This is a genomic window from Nitriliruptor alkaliphilus DSM 45188 (genome assembly GCF_000969705.1).
Taxonomy (GTDB): Bacteria; Actinomycetota; Nitriliruptoria; order Nitriliruptorales; family Nitriliruptoraceae; genus Nitriliruptor; species Nitriliruptor alkaliphilus.
In genome coordinates this window covers 1,487,782-1,504,465 of sequence record NZ_KQ033901.1, presented here as the reverse complement: position 1 = coordinate 1,504,465, position 16,684 = coordinate 1,487,782, and the positions used below count along the sequence as shown (strand labels likewise).

Below are 16,684 nucleotides of genomic sequence, written 5' to 3'. Positions count from 1 at the left end.
GGTCAGGGCAGCTCGCGCAGCTCCCGGAGCTCGCGCTTGAGGCGGGCCCGTCGGGCTTCGAGGTAGGCGGACGCGGACCGGGTCGCCCGCTGCGCGCGGTCGCTCGGATCGTCGACGAGCGGGTCGGGACCTGCGGTGAGCTCGTCACGCATCGCGGCCAACTCATCGCGGAGCCCGGCCGACGGGGCGGACGGACGGGGGTCGGGCTCGTCGGCGGCCGCCGACGCCGCGCCGCCCGCCTGGTCCGGTTGGCCGAGGCGGCTCGCCGCTGCCGCGCGCAGCGGCGCGAGCGCCGGCCTCGTGGCGCGGGTCACGGTGCGGCGGACCGCGTCGATGGCTTCGTGCTGGTGGACCACGGCGGTGACCTCGATCTGCGTGTGCGTGGCCCGGCTCCGGGCACCACTGTGCCCGACCGCTACCTCTTGCAAGCACCACGCCCCCGACCGGACGGCCGTACGGCGCGAGAACCTCACAGGCCGCGCGAGGACCGCTCGGCAGGAGGACGTCGGCCCCGGTCCAGCTGACGCGACCGGCCCGGCCAACCACACCGGATGGACCGCTCGATCAGGCCTCGAGCACCGCCGCGAGGCCACCGGCCAGCGCGCCACGCACGTCCTCCATGGGCAGGTCGACCAGGTCACCGATGACCAGCCGGTCACCGCCGACCGTGCCGACGTCCTCGAGCGGCACGCCCGCGTCCCCGCACAGCTGCGCGAACGCGCGCACGTGACGGGACGGGACGGTGACCACGACCCGACCGGGTGCCTCGCTGCACAGGATCTGCGCGGGCGGGAGCTCGGATCCCGGGTCGACCTCGACGCCGACGTCCCCGGCGACGGCGGACTCGGCGAGGGTCACCAGCAGCCCACCGGAGCCGATGTCGTGGGCCGAGTGCAGCCACCGCTCCCGTGCCGCGACGTGCAGCACCTCGGCGATCCCGGCCTCGAGCTCCAGATCCACGGGGGCGAGGACGCCACCGAGCGGTGCGTCGAGGTAGCGCTGCAGCTCGGAGCCGGCCAGGCCCCGACCGGCCGGGGCGCCGACGATCAGCACGAGGTCGCCCTCGTCCTCGAACGCGGCGTCCACGGTGTCGTCGGCGTTCTCGATCACGCCGAGGATCCCCACGACCGGGGTGGGGTGGATGGCCCGGCCGCGGGTCTCGTTGTAGAGCGAGACGTTGCCGCCGGTGACGGGGACCCCGAGGGTGCGGGTCGCCTCACCGAGCGCGCGGATCGACTCGGCGAGCTGCCACATGATCTCGGGACGCTCGGGGTTGCCGAAGTTGAGGCAGTTGGTGGTCGCCAGCGGGCGCGCGCCGACGCAGGCCACGTTGCGGAACGCCTCGGCGACCACCCGGCGGGTGCCTTCCACCGGGTCGAGTTCGCACCACCGGCCGTTGCCGTCGGTCGCGCACGCCACCGCCCGGTGCGAGCCGGGCAGCCGCACGACCCCGGCGTCGCCCATGCCCGGGGCGAGGACGGTCCCGCCGAGCACGAGATGGTCGTACTGCTCGGTGATCCAGTCGGGTGTCGCGACGTTCGGCGAAGCGAGGAACCCGAGCGCGAAGTCGGTCAGGTCGTGGCCGCCGTCCGGCCCGGCGCCCTCCCCCGGCAGGGTCAGGGATTCGGCGTCGATCGCGGCGTAGTCGTCGAGCCAGCCCGGACGCTCACGCGGGCGGTCGTAGGTCGGGCCCTCGTCGGCCAGCGACCGTGCCGGCAGGTCCGCGATGACCTCACCGCGGCGGTGCAGCACCAGCGCGTCACCCTCCACGACCTCGCCGATGACCGAGGCCGGGACGCCCCAGCGGGCAGCGATGGCCAGGACCTCATCGAGGTCGTCGGGGTTGACCAGGGCGAGCATGCGCTCCTGGGACTCCGAGCAGAGGATCTCCCAGCTCTCGAGCGTGGGGTCGCGCAGGTGGACCAGGTCGAGGTCGACGTCCATCCCCATCGACGCCTTCGAGGCCAGCTCGGAGGTGGAACACGCGATGCCGGCCGCGCCCATGTCCTGGATGCCGGCGACGAGGTCGCGTTCGTACAGCTCGAGGCAGCACTCGATGAGCTGCTTCTCGGCGAACGGGTCGCCGACCTGGACGTTGGGGCGCTTGTCCTCGAGCAGGTCGTCGAACTCCTGGCTGGCGAGGACCGACGCGCCGCCGATGCCGTCACGACCGGTGGCCGATCCGAGGAGGACGGCCTTGTCGCCGACCCGCTCGGCCTTGGCGAGCTGCAGCCGCTCCTTGGGCAGCACGCCGATGGCCAGCACGTTGACCAGCGGGTTGCCGGCGTAGGTGTCGTCGAACTCGAGCTCGCCGCCGATGTTGGGCACCCCGACGCAGTTGCCGTACCCACCGACGCCGCGCACGACCCCGTCGACGAGGTGACGCTGGAAGGCGTCCACGGGGCGCTCACGGCCGGCACCGTCGGTCCAGCCGCCCGGGTCTCCGAAGCGCAGCGGGTCCATGACAGCGATGGGCCGGGCGCCCATGGTGAAGATGTCACGCAGGATGCCGCCGACCCCGGTGGCCGCACCCTGGTAGGGCTCGACGTAGCTCGGGTGGTTGTGGGACTCGATCTTGAACGCCACGGCCAGGCCGTCGCCCACGTCGATGACGCCGGCGTTCTCGCCCGGCCCGGCCAGCACCCACGGTGCCTCGGTGGCCAGCCCGCGCAGGTGGATCTTGGAGGACTTGTACGAGCAGTGCTCGGACCACATGACCGAGTACATGCCGAGCTCGGCGACGGTCGGGACACGCCCGAGGGTCGCGACGACGTCGTCGTACTCCTCGCCACGGAGGCCGAGCTCGTGGCCGAGCTCGCGGGCCCGCTCGGGGGTCAGCGTCTCGTCGGAGGGGAAGGTGCGCTCGGTCACGGGACGGGCCTTCACGGCGTGCGGGAGCGGAGAGTTGGACCCTAGTCGAGGTCACCCTGTGGGCCGGGGGCCCGGCGGGTGAGCTGGGTACCCTCGCCTTCTCCGTCGGCTCCCCCGGAAGGCCCCGCCGTGGACGCCCTCAACACCCTCCGCGCCATCCTCGTCGGTGTCGCGTTCATCGCCGCGCTGATGCTGGCCTTCAGCGGCCAGTGGGTGCCCGCCGCCGTCCTCGGCGTCGGCATCGCGGCCCACTTCGGCCTGTGGGCGTGGCTGCGCGCCGACAAGCGACGCGCCGCCGAGGCCGACCCGCTCACCGGTATCACCCACCCCTGACCTCGGCAGCGGGTGTTGCCGGATAGGCCCAACAGGCCGGCGGTCCGTGCCCACCTCAGCCACGACGGGGCATCGTGCAGATACGGCGGTTCTGCACCGGTCGGTTGCCCCTGGTTCCGGAGCGATGCCGCGGCATCGCTCCAGTGGGAGACCACGAGCACATCGAGGTGCGCTTCGTCACCCGCTGAGCTCGTCAGCGCCCGCGACCGCGACCCGGCCGCCACGCTCGTAGCCGCACGTGCGGTTGCAACCGGTAGCCAACGCCCACCTCAGCACGTGCGGTTGCAACCGGTAGTGAACGCCCGTTGCGAGCTACTCGTCGAGAAGGAGCCGCTCGAGCTGCTGGCCGGTCACGTCCGCGATGAGATCGAAGTCCTTGTCGTGGTGGAGGACGGCGAGCCCCGCAAGTTCGGCCGTCGCCGCGATCAGCAGGTCGGGCACCGCCGGAGCTCGGTGGTGTCCACGGTCGGCGAGCAACTGCTGGACCTCAACGGCGCGGTCCTCGATGGTTGGCGTGAGGTACTCCACAGGCATGGAGGCCAGTGGTGGCCGCCGCAGACCTGACCGCAGCTCATCTCCGGTACGGGCGCTGTACCCGATCTCCAACCGGGTGACGGTGCTGACGCGCACCAGGCCCCGTTCGATCCGTTCGGCCCACGTCGGCCCGTCGGTAGCGTTGCCGAGACGGACCAGGGCGGACTTGTCGATGAGCCAGTCGGTCACTCCCAGGCCCCGCGCATGACCTCAGGGTCAGCGAGGTCGGCGAAGGTCCGGGCGAACTGGCGGAACGATTCGACGCTGACGGGCTCATCTGAAGTCGACGCGACACGCAGCATCTGCCGGCGGAGGTACTCGGTCCGGGACAGACCGAGACGCTTGGCCTTCGCCTCGATCGCGGAGATGACCTCGTCGGGAACGTCGCGGATCAGCACGTCGGTCACCCGTGGCTCCTCGTCGGCGGTATCGCATGATATCAGGAGCGCTTCGACGACAAGCGGAGCGTGTGGACAACGCCCTCATGGTGTGATGGGTCCACGACGCGAGCATGGTGCCTAGCGTCGAGGATCTCGGCGGGCTGACTCCATAACGCCCCGCCGGTCGCTGCTTCGGTGGTGTCTGGCCTGATGACGAACTGCCGCCCGCCGGGATCCGCCTCTGGCGTGGCTCGAGACAGGAATGCGGCAGATCACTCGCATGAGGTATGCCCGCCAGAGGTGACCGTCGCTACTGGTGGAAGGAGCCTTCATGACGGTGATGATCGGGATCGATCCCCACAAGCGATCACACACCGCGGTCGCCGTTCGGGCTTCGCGTCGTGGCGGTTCTGCGGAGGTCGGTAGCCACTGCTTCCGGAGCGATGCCGCGGCATCGCTCCAGTGGGGGACCACCAGTGCTCCGGGCGACCACGAGCACGTCGATCTCCGCCTCGTCACCCGCTGAGCTCGTCAGCGCCCGCTACCGCCACCAGGCGAACACACACCAGTTGCTGCGCATCCCGTCGGGCCTATCCATCAACCCCGCTGCCGAACTCACCCGCCCCTGACCTCGCTACGGGTGTCGCTGGACCGGCCCGCCAGGCCGGCGGTCCGTGGTCATCTCAACCACGACGGGCATCCTGCCGGTACGGCGGTTGCCGCCACCCTCGTCCGGTGACGCCAGCCTTCGACGGTGACGCCGGAACGGCGTTGGACCGCCGTCCGCCGGCACCGTCGTCCTCTCACGTCACCGAGCGCCCCAGACGACCGGTGGCACACGCACCCGTGATCACTCGCTGGTCGCTGCGCTCGAGGCTCGGGCGTCCTGGATCGTGACGATGACGACGCGATCGCGGTGCTCGTCGAAGATGTAGACGAGCAACATCCACCGCCAGGGGCCGAGGATGAACCGGAAGCCTTCCCATCGGCCGGTGAGCTCTGGGCCGAGTCGCGGGAACCGTTCGAGCGACCGGAGGGACCCCCGGACACGTTCGGTCGTATCGCGCGGGAGCGAGTGCGTCAGCACGAGCCGGTCCAGGTCAGCGACAGCGGCACGAGCGATCTCGACCTGCGCCACGCGCTACAGCTCGTCGAGGGCGATGGTGTCGCCGGAGGCCGCTTGCTCGACACCGAGCTGGGCGCGCTCCCAGGCACCGTCGATGCCGTCGAGCAGGGCGGCGACGTTGGTCGGGTCGGGATCGAGATCGTCGATCGCGCTGCTGAGCAGCGATCGAGCGAGGGTGCCCTCGTTGACGTGGACCCGAGCTGCGAGGGCCGCCAGCTTGGCGGCGTGCTCGCCGTCGAGGGTGATGTTGAGACGTTGACCACTCATGCCGCGAGCGTACACGCGACGACACGGTACGTGCACAGCTGCACGCTTCACGCCATCGGTGCGGCGGTCAGGCGGGGGTGGCGGCGGCCTCGAGGACGCTCGCGAAGAACCCCTGGCCGTCGGTGCCGCCGACGAGGCCGTCGTCGACCGCGTGCTCGGGGTGGGGCATGAGGCCGACCACGTTGCCGGCCTCGTTGCAGATCCCCGCGATGTCGCGCTCCGAGCCGTTCGGGTTCTGTCCGAGGGCGTAGCGCGCCACGACCCGCCCCTCGGCCTCGAGTTGGTCGAGGACGGCGGCGTCGGCGTGGTAACGACCCTCGCCGTTCTTGATCGGGACGATGATGGTCTCGCCCGCCGCGTAGCTGCGCGTCCACGGCGTGGTCGCGTTCTCGATCGTCAACGGGACGTCCTTGCACACGAACCGCAGCCGGGCGTTGCGCAGCAAGGCACCCGGCAACAGGCCCGCCTCGCACAGGACCTGGAAGCCGTTGCAGATGCCGAGCACCGGGCCGCCACCCTTCGCGAGGTCGGCGACCGCCCGCATCACCGGCGCCCGGTGGGCGACGGCACCGCAACGCAGGTAGTCGCCGTAGCTGAAGCCGCCGGGCAGGATGACCGCGTCGACCCCCTGCACGTCCTCGTCGGCGTGCCAGAGCCGGACCGGGTCGCCTCCGACCGCAGCGACGGCGTTGCGCGCGTCACCGTCGTCGAGGGAACCGGGGAAGGTCACGACACCGACGCGCACGGCAGCTCCGGGAGGGTGATCGGGAGGCGAGGAGATCCGGGGGGACGAGGCTAGCGGTCGTCGCCGGGGTAGCCGGCAGCCTCGAGGGCACCGAGCGGGTCCGGTTCCTCGAGGAGCTGTTCGACATCGAGGCACCCGCGCGGTGGCGCGTCGGAGAACACGAGCCGCTGGCAGGCGGCGTGCTGCGCCTCGGCCGCCGCGAGGGCCGTCTCCGCGGTCACCGGCGAGCCCGGGAAGGACGGCTGGGCGAGCTGGGTGAGCTGACCGATGATCGCCGGGGCAGCGCGGGTGGCGTCCTCGAACTGGAACGCGGCGTTGAGCTCGATCACGGTGCGGCGATCGTCGGTCGCGCGCAGGGACGATTCGACCCCCGACAGCTCGAAGACCGCGAAACGCACCTGGCCCCGGGTGGTCGCCCACTCGCGCAGGCCGGATTCCGCCTCGGGGAAGGCGCCGGTGCGCAGCAGGGAGCAGGTCGCGCCGAGCGCACGTGTCGCCGCCGCTCGCGCACCGGAGTCACCGACGACCCGGCCGGACGCGGCGCACGACGGTCCGGGGTCGGAGTCCTCGATGGTGCCGAGCACCGCCTCACCCCGGTCGACGGTGGTCCGTTCGTCGCCGGCGGGGCGACGGTCGGCGGGTGCGATCTCCTCGCGGCCGAACACCTGCGTCGCGGCCCAGATCGAGACGACCAGGGCGAGCGGGACCAGGATCAGCATCGCGATCACGAACCAGCGGTGTAGGACCGGCTCACCGGTCGGCAACGTCGGCAGCCCGTCGTCGCGCAGGGGCGGCAGGGGTGGTCGCTCGCTCACCGGCGGCGACCCCCTCAGGCCGGCGCGGACGCGTCGTCGAGCACCCGCCACGAGTAGGACTCGATCACCGGGTTGGTGAGGAAGTCGGCGCACATGCGCGTGACGCGGTCGGCGAGCTCGTCGTCATCGGCCGCGTCGACGTCCAGCTCGAGGTGCTTGCCGATGCGGACGTCACGGACCCCTTCGAACCCGAGGCCGGGGAGGGCGTCCTCCACGGCGCGACCCTGCGGATCGAGGATCTCACGCTTGAGCAGGACGTCGATGGCGACGCGGGGCATCGGAGGCCTTCGGACGGGCGGCGTGGAGCCGGGATCGTACCCGGGGCCTCCTCCCGGCCCGAACGACACCGGCGGGCCGTCGTGCGACGGCCCGCCGGTGGGTGCTGCGGATCCCTCGATCGGTGCCGCGGGACCCTCGGGGGCGAGGGACGGTTCCGATCAGCGCTCCCGGCGCTCGGTGACCGCGGCAGCGCGCCGCCGACGGCTGGTCAGGAGCATCCCGCTGCCGAGCAACAGCGCGACGAGCGCCGCGAGGGCGAGCGTCACCGTGTCGCTGCCGGTGGCGGCCAGGACACCGGTCCGACCCGTCGCCGTCCCGGTGGTGGTCACCGGACCGGTCGCGCCCGGCTGCAGGGCGGCGACGACACCAGCGGGCTGGACCGCCTCGCGGTCGACGTCCGCCGTGGTCTCGTCGCCGCTGACCGGCTGCTGCGGGCTCTCCGGCGCGTCCGGCGTCACGGGCGTGTCCGGCGTCACGGGCGTGTCCGGGGTCACCGGCGTCGTCGTGGTGTCCTCGAGCAGATCGGCGACGATCGCCCCGAGCACCTCGTCGAGTTCACCGGCCTCCAGACGCCGCAGGAGCTCGTCGCCGACCAGGTCCACCTCGAGCAGGACCGCGAGCACGGCCCGGACCTCGTCGAGGTCCAGCTGACCGGCCTCAAGCACGGCGAGCAGCTCGGCGAGGATCTGGTCGAGCAGGTCACTGACGACCTCGGTCAGGTCGACGTCACCGAGGTCGAGGTCACCGACGATCACGACGATCGCCAGCACCTGCTCCCACTGCCCCGCGCCCAGCAGCTGTTCGAGCAGCGGGCCGAGCACCCCGTCCAGCGCGGCGCCGAGGCCGGCGTCGACGACCAGCTCGATCACGTCGACGAGGAGGTCGAACTCGCCGGCATCGGCGAGGACGGGCAGCAGCTCACCGAGCAGGTCCTGCAGGAGGGCCACGTCGCCCTCGTCGACCACGAGGTCGACGATCTCCAGCAACTGGTCGACCATCCCGGCATCGAGCAGTTCGCCGAGCTGGCCCTGCACGACCACCCAGATCGCATCGGTGTCACCGCTGGCCAGGAGTGCGTCGACGACCTCCGCCAGCGTGGCGGTGTCACCGGTCGCCAGCAGCGTCGCGACGAGAGCTCGCAGCGTCTCGGGAGCCACGTCGCCCTCGGCGATCAGGACGAGGAACTCGGCCAGCGCGTCGGCGTCGCCAGCGGCCACCAGGCCGACCAGCAGGTCGACGGCCACCTCGTCGAGGCCCTGGTCGAAGAGGCTGCGGACGAGCGCCTCGAGCGACGCATCCGCTTCGATGTCCGCCAGGATCGTGAGCAGCGTGGCCTCGTCGAGGTCGGCGAGGCGGGCGAACAGGTCAGCCCCGGCAGCCTCGCCGAGCAGTGCGTGCAGCGCAGCTTCGAGGTCGGCGAGGACGTCGCCGTCGACCGCGACGTCGCAGTCCTCACGGCCCTCGGCCTCACCGGGGTGCTCCTCGTCACAGACCTCGGGGCAGTCCTCACGGCCCTCGGCCTCACCGGGGTGCTCCTCGTCGCAGTGGTCGCCCGGCGGGGTGTCCTCAGGAGGCGCGTCGCCGTCCGGGTCCGCGGCCACGTGCTCGGCGGCGTCGTCACCGGCATCCACCGCAGCATCGGTATCGGCGTCGGTACCTGCCTCGACGTCGGCATCCACGTCGGCGTCGGCGTCCGTGTCGGCGTCCGTGTCCTCGGCGGGCTCGTCCGGTGACGGATCCTCCGAGGGCTCGGGCGCCGGCTCGGCATCACCTCCAGCCGCGTCGTCATCCGCCTCGACGACCTCGTCGTCGGGTTCGTCGTGTTCGTCGGCGAGGGCGCCTGGCACCACGAAGGCGCCGAGGCTCAGCAGCCCGACGAGGAGCGCGACGAGTGACGTCCGCGCTCCGTCGCCGAGCAGGTGTGCTCGTTGCATGGAGGGCTCCTTGGTCGATCCCCGCTCCCGGGGACAGCCCCTGTCCAGGGGATGTGCCGGCCGGTCCCCTGCGACCAGCCGCGGCGGGAGGTCTACGCCGCGTCACGGCCCCGGCGGCGCCCCCTTCGACCGTGCGCGCGGGCCCATCGGCCAGGACGCCACGGCCGTTGGAGCGCGGCCCCGTCCAGTGCCATCGGCCGTCGTGCCACGCTGGACGCGCAGGGCTGTGGTCGGCCGGCCAGTGGCCTCGGCCGTGCTGCCCGTGGCGGGCCGGCCGGCGGCGTGCGCGCCGCGTGTCAGCTCGGTCGCGCCTCGCCGTCAGCGTCCGGGCGCCGACCGGATCTGCCGAGGACCTGGGCCAGGTCGCTCGGTCGGACGGGCTTGGGCAGCCAGGCAGCCCCGAGACGGTCGGCGAGCGCCGCGAGCTGTCCAGCGTCGCTGCCCGACAGCAGACAGGTCACGAGGGGACGCCCGACACCTCGATCGAGCAGCGCCAGCAGCTCGTCCCCGGTGCGGCCGTCGCCGAGATCGACGTCCAGCAGCAGGACGTCGGCCCGTTCCTCGACGGCGGCGAGCAGCCCGTCGGCGAGGGTCGGTCGGCTGCGCACCTCGTGACCGAGGGCTCGCAGCTGGAGCTCCAGGCCGATCAGCGTCACGGGGTCGTCGTCGACCACCAGCACCCGTGCCACGTCCGTCCCCGTCGCCGACCCGCGGCCTCGCGGCGGCCGCCCGGACCACACCGTGCGGCCCACCGTTCCAACGAGCGCTCGCCGGGGCGGTGACGAGGGGGTCGCGACCCGGTCGTGTGCTGCCTCAGATCATCGCGGCGGACGAGATGTCCGGGTTGGCCCGCACGAAGACCGCCATCGCCCGGAACCAGGTCTCGCGGTCGGGGCGGTGCACCCCCTCCTCGGCCAGGGCAGCGTCGGCGACCTCGGTCAGGTAGTGGGTCGGGTGGCTGAAGTAGTCGACCGACGCCGGCGGCAGGCCCATCAGGTCCTGGAGCCCGGGCACGTGGCGCAGCGCTCCCTTGGCGACCCCCATCGGCAACGGCACGGTGACGAGCCGCTTGCCGGTCACCTCGCCGAACAGCTCGATCAGCTGGCGGATGGTGTACGGCTCGGGGTCGGCGAGGGCGTAGGTGGCACCCGCCGTGTCGGGCCGGGCCGCGAGCGCGTCGATGGCGTCCACCACGAAGTCCCGCGGCACCACGTTGAAGCGGTACCCGTCCGGATCGCCCACCGTGGGCATGACGGCGACGCCGGGCTGCTTGAGCAACCAGCGCAGGATGAAGTACGGGCCGTCGAACTTCTGGGTCGCGCCCGTAGCCGAGTCGCCGCCGACCACCGACGGCCGGTAGATGGTCGCCGGCAGCCCGTCCTCGATCGCCTCCGCGACGATGACCTCCGCGAGGTACTTGGTCTCCTCGTAGAAGTTGTTGAAGCTCTGCCCACGGACGAGGTCGGTCTCGCGGAAGATCCCCGGCCAACGGCCCGAGACGTAGCAGGTGGACACGTACTGCAGCCGTTCGAGGTCCGGACAGGCGCGGCAGAAGTCGACCACGTGCCGGGTGCCGTCGACGTTGACCCGCATGCCGACGTCGCGGGCGACCTCGAGGTCGTAGACGGCAGCGAGGTGGAAGACCTCCGTCGTGCGCGCCGTCAGGTCGCCGTGGGCGTCACCGAGGCCGAGGTCGGGCCGCGTGATGTCGCCGACGACCAGCTCGATGCGGCCGGCGAGCGACGCGTCCCGACCCACGAGCTCCTCGACCCGGTGCTCGGCGAGGTCGAGGAAGGCCGGCTGGACCAGGCAGACCGCGCGGGCATCGGCGTCCCGTCGCAGCACACGCGGGAGCAGCTCGGTCCCGAGGAACCCGGGGAAGCCGGTGAACAGGACGGTGCGGGCCACAGGTGCTCCGAGGGTCGGGCTGGTTGACCGCCGTCACGGTAGGGTCTTGTTGACCCGCGGGTCAACAAGACCGCCGACCGACGGACGTCAGAGGCGCACAGGAGGACACCGTGCCGGGAGCGCGCGCACCGGAGGCCGAACGTCGCCGCCAGATCGTCACCGCCGCGCTGGAGGTGGCGGCCCGCGACCGCCTCGACGGCCTGACCGTCCGCAACGTGGCCGCTGCAGCGGACCTCTCCCCCGGTCTGGTCTTCCACCACCTCGGGGACAAGCGCCGGCTGCTGCTCGCGGTGCTCGACGAGGTCCTCGCCGCCGTCGTCCCCGCCGTGCCCGACGATGACGGCTCGTCCGCTCGTGACCGGCTCCTCGGGCACGTCCGGACCGAGCTGGCCGAGCTGCCCGGCAACCGCGAACTGGTCGAACTCTTCCTGGACTTCTGGGTGGTCGGGACCCGCGAGCCCGAGGTCCGCGACCGCATCTCGGCGGCGCTCGACGCCTACCGGCGGGCGCTGCACCCGCTCGCCGCGGCGGCCATCGACGAGGAACCCGACCGGTTCGCCGGTGTCGAGGCCGACCGGTTGGCGTCGGTGGTGGTCGCCTTCGCCCACGGCCTCGCGGTCCAGGCGGTTCTCGACCCTGACGCCTCCGACCCCGACGCCACCATCGCCGCGCTCGAGGCACTCATCCCGCCACCCCTGTGAGGGCGAGCGGCCACTCCTCGCTACCTTCACCGCCGTGCGCACCCGGATCTGGCTCTCCTGCGCCCTGACGGCCGCCCTGGCCGTCGGGTGCACCAGCGACCCCGCTCCCCGGTCGATCGAGGAGCCCGAGCGCCCCCCCGAGGTCGAGCAGGTCGAACCCGAACCCGAGCCCCTGCAGGACGTCGAGGGCACCGTCGACGAGGTCGTGGTCACCGACCTGTCGGTGACCGAGAGCGGCCTGTACCGGGACGGCAGCGAGGGGGACGCCCCCGTTCCGATCGATCAGGCCGCGATCGACGCCGCCGTCGCCGAGGCGACCGCCTGGCTCGACACCCACATCACCGACGTGCAGTCCGGTGGCTCCGGGAACCTCGAGGACGTCGCCCTCTCCGGTGACCCCGCCGACGTCGCCGGAGGGCTCGCCAACCCCGACCACCCCGTCGTCTCCGCGTCCTACCTGTTCACCATCGGGGCGCTCGGTGTGCCCGAGTGGGTCCGGGTCTCGGTCACCGTGACCCGCGAGGACGGCGTGATGCCGGCGACGTTCGTGTTCCTGCCGGAGGGGGACGGCCTCAGCCTCCTCGCGATCAACATCGGCGAGGGCACACCGGCGCCCGCGGCCGAGACGACCCCGGACGACGACGCGCCCGACGACGAGGCGCCCGACGACACCGAGGAGACCGCGTGAGCCGCGCACGCCACGTCCTGGTCGCGCTCGTCGCCGTCGGCCTCCTGGCCTCAGGCGGCTCGGCGCTCGCCCTCGAGCGGTGGCTGCTCCCGCCCGGCGACGGTGAGGTCCTGACGCTGCTGCTGCTCGGCTCGGACGAGGGGCCGCCGCGCACCGGTCAGCTCGACCGGGGTAACGCCGACGGCTTCCAGCTGCTGTTCGTCTCCGGTGACCGCCAGCACGCCACGTTCGTCTCCATCCCACGCGACAGCTACGTCCCGGTCCCGAACCAAGGACGCACCCGGATCAACGCCTGTCTCTTCCACGGACCCGAGCGGTGCGTGGCCACCGTCGAGTCCGTGTTCGGCGTCGAGGTCGACGGCTACCTGCTGACCAGCATGCGGGGCTTCACCCGCGGCGTGGAACGTTTCGGCGGCATCGAGATCGAGGTACCTCAGAGTCTGCGCGTCGGCGAGGTGCACATCTCCTCGGGCCTCCAGACCCTCGACGGCCCCGAGGCGCTGGTCTACGCCCGCGACCGCAAGTCCCGCGCATCGGGCGACATCGGCCGTTCGCAGGCCCAGGCACAGCTGCTGGCTGCAGCCCACCGTCAGGTCCGCGACGACGGCTCGCCCGGCGAGGTGTTCCGCGCGTTGACGGCGCTGCGTCGCCACACCGTCACCGACCTGTCGGGACCGCAGCTGGTACGGCTGGCCTTCGAATCGCTCCAGCTGCCGCCCAGCAACGTCGAGCGCACCGTCCTGCCCGGCAACATCGGCTTCGCCGGCCCGGCGTCGGTGTACTTCCTCGCTGACCGGGCCTACGCGCTCGTCAGCGACGCCGCGGACGACGCCCGGTTGTCGTGACCGACCCGCTGCGGGTGGTCGTGATCGCCGACACCCACCTGAAGCGGGCGTGGCCGGGCCGCGCCCTCCCCGGTCCGGCCGTCGACCTGCTCGCCACGGCCGACGTCGTGCTCCACGCCGGCGACATCACCGAGGCCGAGCACCTCGAGCTGATCGCGGATCTGTCCGGCGCGCCGGTCCACGCCGTGCTCGGCAACAACGACCCCGAGCTCGACGGCGCGCTGCCCGAGACCCGCGAGCTCGAGCTCGCGGGCGTGCGGGTCGCGATGATCCACGACAGCGGCCCGACCCGTGGTCGGGCACGACGCCTCCACGACCGCTTCCCGACCGCAGACGTGGTCGTCTTCGGCCACAGCCACGTGCCGTGGAACACCACCGGCGTGGATGGACAGCTGCTGTTCAACCCAGGCTCGCCGACCGAGCGTCGCCAGCAGCCGCACCGGACGATAGGGGTGCTGGAGCTCGCGGACCGTCGGGTCGTCCGCGCCACCATCGAGGTGGTGGACCCGTAGCCGGGCCGCCGCAGGCGGGCACGGTGCCCACAGCGCGCGTAGTCCAGATGGGTCAGCTTCGGCTGCGGCGCTGAAGGTGGCCGTGGAACGGGCCGATGGAGAGGGGTACACCGGGCGAGGAGAGCAGCGGTGGACCCCCGATCGATCGAGATGCTGACGATACGGCTCGCAGCGGTGGACCTGCGGTGCTCGGTCCTCGAAGTCGCTGAGGAGCTCCCACGGATCTACCGCGACCTGGCCGATGCGCTCGGCCCCGCGGAAGCCGGTCGCCGGTTCGACACCGCGCTCACCCGCGCCCTGGCCGCGACCGCCGCCTGACGGTCAGAAGATCGACAGGTGCAGCTTCTCGGCCAGCTCGTGCAGGGCCACCCGCCCACCGTGCGAGTTGCCCGTGTCGTCCAGCGCCGGGGACCAGACGCACACCCCCATCTGGTCGGGCACGACCCCGACGATGCCACCGGCCACCCCGCTCTTGCACGGCAGGCCGACCTCGAACGCGAAGGCACCGGCAGCGTCGTAGGTCCCGCAGGTCAGCATCAGGGAGTTCACACGGCGCGCCAGGATGTCCGGCAGGACACGTCGGCCGCTGGCGGGATCGACGCCGTCGTTGGCCAGGAACCGCACCGCGTGTGCCAGCTGCCGTGTCGACATCGCCAGGGCGCACTGGTGCACGTAGACCTCCAGGACGTCCATCACCGGGTTGCGGAGGTTGCCGAACGAGGCCATGAGGTTGGCGACGGCGAGGTTGCGGTGCGAGCTCTCGAGCTCGGCGTCCGCCACCACGGGGTCGACCTCGATCTCGTCCTCGGCGAGCTCGCTGACCAGCTCGGTCAGCTGCCGCTTCGGGTCGTCACAGAACTCGACCAGGACGTCGTCGATGACCAGCGCGCCGGCGTTGATCATCGGGTTGCGGGGGATCCCCTTCTCGTGCTCGAGCTGGACCAGCGAGTTGAACGGGTCGCCCGACGGTTCCCGTCCGATGCGGGCCCACAGCTCGTCGGACACCAACGAGGTCCGATCGACCTTCTGCATCGCGAGCACCAGCGCGAACATCTTCGAGATGCTCTGGATCGGGAAGCGCACGTCGACGTCGCCGAGCACGTGGTCGGTGCCGTCGAGCTCGGCGAGGGTGATCGCGAAGGCGTCCGGGCTGCAGGTCGAGCCGAGCTTCGGATCGCTGGTATCGACCTCACCTTCGGCCGCGGCCTCACGGCCGGCGGCTGCGGCCTCCTCCATCACGGCATCGAGGTCGGTCCGGGGTTCGGTGGGTGCGGTGGCCACGGCAGCGCTCTCCTCGGGGGACGGCAGCCAAGCCTGCCGTCGCCCGCAGCGCCGTGGCTAGGCACGGTCGGACGGACCACGCGGCGCTCACCCGCCGAGGTCGCGGGTGGCCGAGACGGGGAGCGCGGGGACCGGCTGACCCGCCCCTGCGTCGAGGCCGAGGGTGCGTCGCAGCGCCGCTCCGAGCTGGCCGATGCGCTCGGGACGTAGGCGGTAGAGCACGAAGTAGCCGTCACGTTCCTTGGTGACGACCCCCGCACCGTCGAGGATCTTCAGGTGACGCGAGATCGACGAGTCCGACAGCTTGAGCAGCTCCGCGAGCTCCTTGGTCGAGCGCGGTTGTTCGGCGACCATCCGGGTGATCTGCAGGCGGGTCTCGTCGCCGAGGGCACGCAGACCATCGGCGACCGCGTGATCGGCCTCCTGCGGGACCTCGGGCTGACGCAGGTCGCGGAGCGGGACGAAGATCGCCAGCGGCCAACGTTGGTCGATCTCGAGCAGGACCCGGGGCCAGCCGTACACCGTGGGCACCAGCAGCACCCCTCCGCGCGCCGCGACGTCGCACACCGCGTCGTAGGTCTTGTCGACCACGATGGACGACGTCGCCTCGTCCCAGCGGCCCTCCGGCAGGAGCTCGTCGACCACACCGGGTGCCCCGCGGGTGACCAGCGCACGGGCGCCATCGGTGACCTCGGCCTCGATCCGGGGCAGCACCCGGGCCCACTCCTGCTCGAAGGCGGCCTCCCAGTACCGCGCGAACAGACGGGCGATCCGGTCGCGTTCCCGCGCCGGGTCCTCGAGGACCGCGCGTGCCATCACGACCCGCCCGTCGTCCCGGGCGCTGGCCGAGGTCAGGACCTCGTCGCGGTACGCCGCGTCGTGCACGAGGTGAGGACCGCGGACGTCGGTGGGGGCGCACGGCAGCCCAGCGAAGGCGAGGGACAGCTCGTAGGCCACCACGTCGTCGTCGATGCGCCCGAACGCGGCCAGCTCGTCCTCGAACGTCGCGCTGTCGCCGACCAACCCGACCTCGAACAGCCCGGGGACGTAGCCGTCGAACGCCCGGGCCAGGGTCCGGACCTCCTCGTGCAGCTCCGGCGGCAGCAGCGCCCGGCACCGCCGGGTCCAGGGCAGGTGCATCGGGGTCCGCTTCGGCCGGGCGACGACCGCCATCGACAGGACCGCCTCGAACAACGGCGACCAGGCGAAGCCCACCAGATCGATCGCCCGCTCGCGGGGGAACCGGAAGGTCACCGTCACGTCACGTCTCCACCCATCGGGGTCGGTTCTATCCCGTCATCCGCGGATCAGTTGATTGCGTGATGATAGGGGCGCAGGCTCACCGGTGCACCCCCGACGGAGGATCGACGATGCACCCCACCATCCTGCTGCAGCTGGCCGAGCTGCGGATCGACGAGCGGCTGCACGCCGCCACGCGCCGCCGACTCACCCGGCGTGCACCACG

At 72.2% G+C, this 16,684-nt stretch carries 20 protein-coding genes; 6 read left to right on the top strand and 14 right to left on the bottom strand.

Features of this window, described 5'->3' with window-relative positions:
- Positions 1 to 2: 2 nt before the first annotated feature.
- A complete protein-coding gene (locus NITAL_RS07140) occupies positions 3 to 356 on the bottom strand; it encodes a hypothetical protein (protein WP_052665413.1) in 354 nt (117 codons plus the stop codon).
- Positions 357 to 564: 208 nt separating this feature from the next.
- Entirely contained in the window at positions 565 to 2,838 is a 2,274-nt protein-coding gene (purL, locus tag NITAL_RS07135; protein ID WP_157042147.1) for a phosphoribosylformylglycinamidine synthase subunit PurL, read from the bottom strand.
- Between the two features lie 162 nt (positions 2,839 to 3,000).
- Here purL and NITAL_RS07130 point away from each other — a divergent pair, with 162 nt between their 5' ends.
- The gene (locus NITAL_RS07130) at positions 3,001 to 3,204 is read left to right on the top strand and encodes a hypothetical protein (protein WP_052665412.1); all 204 of its coding nucleotides are present in this window, start codon (positions 3,001 to 3,003) and stop codon (positions 3,202 to 3,204) included.
- A gap of 312 nt (positions 3,205 to 3,516) precedes the next feature.
- Here NITAL_RS07130 and NITAL_RS07125 read toward each other — a convergent pair whose 3' ends face one another.
- The 10 genes from NITAL_RS07125 to NITAL_RS07075 all read right to left on the bottom strand — a co-directional run bounded on the left by NITAL_RS07125 (position 3,517) and on the right by NITAL_RS07075 (position 11,192).
- Positions 3,517 to 3,933 carry a PIN domain-containing protein gene (locus NITAL_RS07125; protein ID WP_157041685.1) on the bottom strand — a complete coding sequence of 139 codons (417 nt, stop codon included), beginning with the start codon at positions 3,931 to 3,933 and terminating at the stop codon, positions 3,517 to 3,519.
- The gene (vapB, locus tag NITAL_RS07120; RefSeq protein WP_052665410.1) at positions 3,924 to 4,145 is read right to left on the bottom strand and encodes a type II toxin-antitoxin system VapB family antitoxin; all 222 of its coding nucleotides are present in this window, start codon (positions 4,143 to 4,145) and stop codon (positions 3,924 to 3,926) included. Before vapB ends, NITAL_RS07125 begins: the two co-directional genes overlap by 10 nt.
- An 823-nt stretch (positions 4,146 to 4,968) precedes the next feature.
- Positions 4,969 to 5,256 (bottom strand): type II toxin-antitoxin system RelE family toxin, encoded by a 288-nt coding sequence (locus tag NITAL_RS07110; RefSeq protein ID WP_052665408.1) that lies wholly within the window; start codon positions 5,254 to 5,256, stop codon positions 4,969 to 4,971.
- Positions 5,257 to 5,259: 3 nt separating this feature from the next.
- Positions 5,260 to 5,511, bottom strand: a complete 252-nt coding sequence (locus tag NITAL_RS07105) for a hypothetical protein (RefSeq protein ID WP_157041684.1) — start codon at positions 5,509 to 5,511, stop codon at positions 5,260 to 5,262.
- Positions 5,512 to 5,578: 67 nt separating this feature from the next.
- Positions 5,579 to 6,256: a phosphoribosylformylglycinamidine synthase subunit PurQ gene (gene purQ / locus NITAL_RS07100; RefSeq protein WP_083441305.1), complete on the bottom strand. Its 678-nt coding sequence runs from the start codon at positions 6,254 to 6,256 to the stop codon at positions 5,579 to 5,581.
- Positions 6,257 to 6,306: 50 nt separating this feature from the next.
- On the bottom strand, positions 6,307 to 7,071 hold the full coding sequence (locus tag NITAL_RS07095; RefSeq protein WP_157041683.1) for a hypothetical protein: 765 nt from the start codon (positions 7,069 to 7,071) through the stop codon (positions 6,307 to 6,309).
- Between the two features lie 14 nt (positions 7,072 to 7,085).
- Positions 7,086 to 7,349, bottom strand: a complete 264-nt coding sequence (purS, locus tag NITAL_RS07090) for a phosphoribosylformylglycinamidine synthase subunit PurS (RefSeq protein ID WP_052665405.1) — start codon at positions 7,347 to 7,349, stop codon at positions 7,086 to 7,088.
- Between the two features lie 159 nt (positions 7,350 to 7,508).
- Entirely contained in the window at positions 7,509 to 9,284 is a 1,776-nt protein-coding gene (locus tag NITAL_RS07085; protein WP_052665404.1) for an LPXTG cell wall anchor domain-containing protein, read from the bottom strand.
- Between the two features lie 296 nt (positions 9,285 to 9,580).
- A complete protein-coding gene (locus NITAL_RS07080; RefSeq protein ID WP_169786764.1) occupies positions 9,581 to 9,973 on the bottom strand; it encodes a response regulator in 393 nt (130 codons plus the stop codon).
- Between the two features lie 124 nt (positions 9,974 to 10,097).
- Positions 10,098 to 11,192 (bottom strand): SDR family oxidoreductase, encoded by a 1,095-nt coding sequence (locus tag NITAL_RS07075; RefSeq protein ID WP_052665402.1) that lies wholly within the window; start codon positions 11,190 to 11,192, stop codon positions 10,098 to 10,100.
- Between the two features lie 110 nt (positions 11,193 to 11,302).
- Here NITAL_RS07075 and NITAL_RS07070 point away from each other — a divergent pair, with 110 nt between their 5' ends.
- The 5 genes from NITAL_RS07070 (at position 11,303) to NITAL_RS07050 (ending at position 14,256) form a co-directional block, all read left to right on the top strand.
- Positions 11,303 to 11,893 carry a TetR/AcrR family transcriptional regulator gene (locus NITAL_RS07070; protein WP_052665401.1) on the top strand — a complete coding sequence of 197 codons (591 nt, stop codon included), beginning with the start codon at positions 11,303 to 11,305 and terminating at the stop codon, positions 11,891 to 11,893.
- Between the two features lie 34 nt (positions 11,894 to 11,927).
- Positions 11,928 to 12,581, top strand: coding sequence for a hypothetical protein (locus NITAL_RS27895; RefSeq protein WP_052665400.1), 654 nt, complete (start codon positions 11,928 to 11,930; stop codon positions 12,579 to 12,581).
- Positions 12,578 to 13,426: an LCP family protein gene (locus NITAL_RS07060; protein WP_052665399.1), complete on the top strand. Its 849-nt coding sequence runs from the start codon at positions 12,578 to 12,580 to the stop codon at positions 13,424 to 13,426. Before NITAL_RS27895 ends, NITAL_RS07060 begins: the two co-directional genes overlap by 4 nt.
- A complete protein-coding gene (locus NITAL_RS07055) occupies positions 13,423 to 13,938 on the top strand; it encodes a metallophosphoesterase family protein (protein WP_211262254.1) in 516 nt (171 codons plus the stop codon). The genes NITAL_RS07060 and NITAL_RS07055 overlap by 4 nt, the downstream gene beginning before the upstream one ends.
- 129 nt (positions 13,939 to 14,067) lie before the next feature.
- Positions 14,068 to 14,256 (top strand): hypothetical protein, encoded by a 189-nt coding sequence (locus NITAL_RS07050; RefSeq protein WP_052665398.1) that lies wholly within the window; start codon positions 14,068 to 14,070, stop codon positions 14,254 to 14,256.
- A 3-nt stretch (positions 14,257 to 14,259) separates the two neighbouring features.
- Here the strand turns inward: NITAL_RS07050 and NITAL_RS07045 are convergent, their stop codons facing one another.
- Both NITAL_RS07045 and NITAL_RS07040 read right to left on the bottom strand, forming a co-directional pair.
- Positions 14,260 to 15,219 (bottom strand): glutaminase, encoded by a 960-nt coding sequence (locus NITAL_RS07045; RefSeq protein WP_211262253.1) that lies wholly within the window; start codon positions 15,217 to 15,219, stop codon positions 14,260 to 14,262.
- An 87-nt stretch (positions 15,220 to 15,306) separates the two neighbouring features.
- On the bottom strand, positions 15,307 to 16,479 hold the full coding sequence (locus NITAL_RS07040) for an ArsR/SmtB family transcription factor (RefSeq protein WP_052665397.1): 1,173 nt from the start codon (positions 16,477 to 16,479) through the stop codon (positions 15,307 to 15,309).
- Positions 16,480 to 16,684 lie beyond the last annotated feature (205 nt).

What these genes read in the sequence shown, in the direction of transcription:
- NITAL_RS07105 (WP_157041684.1), bottom strand. Translation starts at nt 5,511, where the DNA reads ATGAGTGGTCAACGTCTCAACATCACCCTCGACGGCGAGCACGCCGCC.
- purS (WP_052665405.1), bottom strand. Translation starts at nt 7,349, where the DNA reads ATGCCCCGCGTCGCCATCGACGTCCTGCTCAAGCGTGAGATCCTCGAT.
- NITAL_RS07085 (WP_052665404.1), bottom strand. Translation starts at nt 9,284, where the DNA reads ATGCAACGAGCACACCTGCTCGGCGACGGAGCGCGGACGTCACTCGTC.